This window comes from Pirellulales bacterium (assembly GCA_036490175.1).
Taxonomy (GTDB): domain Bacteria; phylum Planctomycetota; class Planctomycetia; order Pirellulales; family JACPPG01; genus JACPPG01.
Genome location: DASXEJ010000329.1, coordinates 1 through 4,845, shown reverse-complemented (window position 1 = coordinate 4,845; position 4,845 = coordinate 1). Strand labels below are relative to the sequence as shown.

General features: G+C 60.6%; 3 protein-coding genes. 1 reads left to right on the top strand and 2 read right to left on the bottom strand.

Going from position 1 to position 4,845, the window contains the following annotated elements; genetic code table 11:
* Positions 1 to 513: 513 nt before the first annotated feature.
* The gene (locus VGG64_24920) at positions 514 to 1,176 is read right to left on the bottom strand and encodes a hypothetical protein (protein ID HEY1602871.1); all 663 of its coding nucleotides are present in this window, start codon (positions 1,174 to 1,176) and stop codon (positions 514 to 516) included.
* Between the two features lie 496 nt (positions 1,177 to 1,672).
* The gene (locus tag VGG64_24915) at positions 1,673 to 4,006 is read right to left on the bottom strand and encodes a DUF4159 domain-containing protein (protein HEY1602870.1); all 2,334 of its coding nucleotides are present in this window, start codon (positions 4,004 to 4,006) and stop codon (positions 1,673 to 1,675) included.
* A 677-nt stretch (positions 4,007 to 4,683) separates the two neighbouring features.
* On the opposite strand from VGG64_24915, the gene VGG64_24910 reads away from it, so the two are divergent.
* The coding region (locus VGG64_24910; GenBank protein HEY1602869.1) for an AAA family ATPase at positions 4,684 to 4,845 on the top strand (162 nt) is incomplete at its 3' end.

Here is a 4,845-nt window from a genome sequence, read left to right as displayed (position 1 = left end):
GCCAAGTTTCGCGTGATGGGCAATGCCACGGCTGCCGGAGGACCTAACCAGCTGCGCTACTTCATTCAGCCCCTGCGCTTCATGGCATCGGGGCCAAGCCAGATCCTCAACTTGACGATCTCCGACATCACCGTTTACTACCTGCCCGCGAACAACGCTTTCTAGCGTGGATCAGGTAGCCCCCAACGCGATACGGTTGTTGGGGTCGAATGTCGAACAAGGTATTCGTTAAACCAACCGGCCGCGCGAGGCTCTTATCCAAGACCTCGCGCGGCCGCGGTTTTAACAGCCTGGGTACTGGGTGCCATGTCCACGGAGGTACGCCGACGTGGGCATGCTTTTGTTGAGAACGACGTGCCCTCGGCAAACATGCTTACGCTTTGCGTAAGCATGTCACCAGCCTCGTAATTATGCAGGTTTATTTCAAGTTTGACCGATGCAACAGCGCTTTCCGAGGCCCTGAATCTCGGCAATGCCGCACCCAGATTTGGCTTTCCGCAGCTCATCCGTAGCCTACATAGCATAATCCGCAGTTCCCCAGCGCCTTCTCCAAAGCCTGACAAACAGAACTGCGGCACCCATCAAGATTTGCGCGACGGACGTCGGTTCCGGGACGGCGCGGCCGTACGTGAAATCGTCGAACGCCGGGGTATCGGTGCTGATATTCACGGACAAGCTCTTGATAGTGTCACCGGCGACGATATAGCCCAAAAATGTCTTGGGCTTACCACTTGTTGCAATACCGAGGCGAAGCGTTTCGGAGTCGAGCACGCCATTTGCACCGGTCAAAGTGACGGTGGCCAACTCCTGGGTATTGCCGAACAAATTCAAAAAGAATCCGCCGACCGCAGTGACGTTCGAGCCCGTCTGGAAGGTCGCAAGCATTGAGCCAGGGTCAACGTTTGGGATCAGCAATGCCGAGTCGAACGGCTCTCCGAGCGTCGGGGAGCTTTTTCCTACGACGACGATATGATCGTTGAAGCCAGACGTGAATGTCACCGCGCCCGTCTGATACGAGGTCCCAAAGTCCACGGAAAACTTGTCAGGCGCGATACCTTCAAAATCGAGGACGGTCGGACTAGCGACCGCCGCTAGGAAGCTCGTCTGATCGTCGTAAAATGTAACCACCGGAGTCGCAGGTGTGGGAGTGGCAATCAGCGCTGCGGCCAAGAACATTGCTACTCGCACCGCATGGCCCAGACAGATCGGGCACAATTCGGCGCGCTGGCAAGCGGCAAATGTCCGAACTGGGATCAAACGGTGAATGAAGCGTATCCTGCAGGTCCTTATCATTTGCTTTGCTCCTGGTTTCGCGTCAGTCAAACTGCGGGCCGACCTCTGGGCGAACCTACCATTTTGGCTAGAAGGCGCGAAGAGAGCACGAAACGCACAGGGAGGTTCTGACTCCCGAAGTGAAGTGGCTACGTCGATAAGTCATCCATGAATCAGTCCCTGCGGGCATCGCAACATGGAAAAACTGCGCATCGTTTTTTGCATTGCCGGGTGCCATGCCCACGGAGGTACGCCGACGTGGGCATGCTTTTGTTGAGAATGACGTGCTCTCGGCAAACATGCTTACGCTTTGCGTGAGCCTGGCACCCGCGCGTAGGCGTGGCACTCGCGCGTGAGGATCGCATCTGGCATGGCCCTCGGGCGTCTGCGTGCCGCCGTGCTACTGGTGCAGCGCGTACAGCACCACGTTCAGGCCCAGGCGGGCGGCGTCGTCGCGGGTGTAGCCGGGGCATTCCAGCGATTCGTGCCGCTCCAGCGCGCAGCTCAAATCGTAGCGCGAAAAAATCACCGCGTAACGATCTCCCAGCTTCAGCGCGTCGAGATCCGGTTCGACCTGGCGGATGTTCGCTTTCAGCGGGGCACCGGGCGTTTGACGTTGCGGTTCGCGGCGCGAGATTGTGCGCAGGTCGAACCCGCCGAACTTGTCGCTGAACAACTCGTCGGTGGCCGGCAGGCGCTCGAGCGGTTGTTCCGGAAAGATCGCGGCGATCTCCTGACGGAAGGCATTGGCGAACTCCTCGCTCGAGCAGATCGCGTCGGCGAACAACACGCCCCCTCGTTCCAGATACGTCTTCAGCCGCTTGCGCTCGTTGTCGGTAAAGTGGAACGCATTGCGGCCGTGCATGAAGATCACCGGGAAATCGAAAACCCGATCTTCGGTCAGGCTGAGCTCGCGGGCGTCGGTATTGGCACGCAAGCCGACTTCGCCCGACAAATATCGCAGCAGATTGGGCAAAGCCATGGGCGCGGCATTCCACCCGCCCGAATGTTTCACTGTGGCGACATACAGCTTGGCGCGGCCGATGGCGTCGGGCGCGCCGCGGGTGGCCAGTTGCGGCAGGTCGAGTTTGTATTTCGGCTCGCGATTGGTCGCGTAGGCCAGCACATTCACGCCGATGGCGCGGGCCGCGTTCACGCGCCCCTGAATCTCGGCGGGGAACTTTTTCTCGCGCACCAATTCACGCCCCGGTCGCGCTAGCTCCCAATAGCAGGAGAGATTATCGGGGCAGTAGATCACGCTCGTACGGCAGCCGACGTCGACACCCCACAGCGGCCGCACATAGCGCGGATCGACAGGCTCTTCGGCCGTCCACACGGCATGCTCCGGCGGCAACAGGTGCAGCTTGTGCTCGGGCTCGGGGAACATGCGATTGATCAGGGCGCGAAAGCCGCGATCGAACTCGGCCCCTTGGCAGACCGCGTCGGCAAACAGAAACCCGCCGCGATTGATGTACTCGCGCAGCTTGGCGACATCTTCGTCGTTGATCTCAGGCGATAGCTCGCCGTTGATATACAGAACCGGCGCCTCCATCAGATCGTCGCTGGTGGCCGGATCGAGATCGATCACTTGCCAGGTCAGATCGCGGCCCCATTTCTTTTCGGTGTAACTGACCAGGTTTGCCAGATCCTTGCGATGATGGTTCCAATCATCTTGCGGGCCATGTTTGATCTTGGCGGCCACGACCGGCCGGCGCCCTTTGGCAAGAAACAGTAGCGCCAGGCTGGTGCCTACGTGCGGATTGGTTTCGCCGAGGCCGGTTCCCTTCCAGAAGCCGGACAGATCCTCTTGTTCGTTGATCAGCCATTCGGCCCCTTCGCGATACCAATCATGCCGGCCGATGAAGCGTTGGTTCGTCAGCCGGCCAGTACGCTCGAGCCCATACAGGTAATAAAGCAGGAATGCGCGGGGGTCGTCGCCCGGATTGACACGCACGGAAAAATGCTTGCCGAGCCAGGTCAGCGCGTCGTCGATCGACCGGTCTGCGTCGTGTGGCTGGCAGCATTTGACTTCGTCGCCGACGACGCGGGCGTCTCCATCGTCGAGGATGTCCTGAGCCATTACCATGGCGCCGATGCCGGCGCAGGTCATGCTGCCGCTGCCGCTGCCGGGGTCGTTGGGCTTGTAGCTCCACGAGCCGTCGGGGCGTTGGCCGGTCTTCCAGTATTGCTGGGCCAGGCGCCAGGTCTGAATGCTGACGGGCACGCCGGCGCGCTGGGCTTCGTACAGCGCGAGCACGGCGAACTGCGAGTTCGAGTTGTCGCCGTTTCCTTCGGGATAGCCCCAGGCCCCCTTGAAGCGCTCGGCGCTCTTTTCGCGCTTCTGCGCCGCTTCCAGCCAGCGGACATTGCCGTTGATCAGCAAGGCATCTCCCACCGGATCGGCCTGGGCGAAGACCATGGTTTGCAGACAGACGACATAGTTCCACTTGGGCGGGATTTTGCGCAGGAAGGCCAATGCCGCGCGGATCTGCGGATCGTCTGGCGGAACACCGGAGTTCAATAGCGACAAGGTGGCCAAAGCCGTGATGCCGCCCACCAGCGTGGGGTGCTCGGGCCAAGAACCGTCCTTGCGCTGCTCGCGCTTGAGAAAAGCCACACCCCGATCGATCGCTTGGCGCACTTGCTCGGCAGTGATCTCGGCGCGGGCCGGCGCAGCAAGCGCGCAGGCCACACAGCTCGCCGCCAACAACCAGGTGACAACTCGCCGGCCCATCCGGGGCACCGCGCCTTTCATTTCTTTAGAAACTGGATGTCCTTGCTGACTTGTCCAGCACGGCTTTGAAGTTCCTATCTCGATCTTGGCGGCGCGATATCACACGGTTGAACGAGCCAACCGTGGCCCCGCCATTTCACACCCCAGCAGACAACAATTCCCGCAGGCTTCCACTGCCCGTCAAAACGACAGGCGAAACTCGTCAGCGCGACACGCGCGCGTTATCCGCAGCAAAATCTCTCGGGGCGTGGCGCGCAGTCGACTTTCGAGGCACCCAAGCCGGGTGCCCGTGCGTAACAATAGGGAAGACTGCGCAGGAACGCGGGCCCGAGCCGCGAAGTGTCTGCGTAGCGCGGTCAACACAACTATTGTACGATTCGATACTTAAAACGCCACCACGAAGGCGCCCACGTTGCTCAGGCGGCGTTTTGCCAGCTACAATAGAAAGGATCGCCTGCGCCCTATCGGCCACGGCGTATGCGGAACAGGAACAGAACAGCATCGGCGTCTGATTTGCGGGCCACGGCATGCTCACGCCGTGCGTGGACGTGGCACCCGGCATGGCATCCAGCGTTGCACGTCGGGGCAGAACCCGCCGCCGGCAGCGGCCGAGCGGGCCTCAACATTTCACATCCAGCTAGCAAGGACTCGCGTTGTCTACGAAACCCCACCGTAACTTGGGCGAGGTCCTTCAAGAGTTCAGCCAGCATCGGCGCTTGATGCAGGAAGAATTGCAAAAGGTCATCATCGGCCAGGACGAAGTTATCGAGCAGCTGTTCGCGGCCATCTTTACCAGCGGACACTGCCTGCTGGAAGGCGTGCCGGGGCTGGCCAAGACG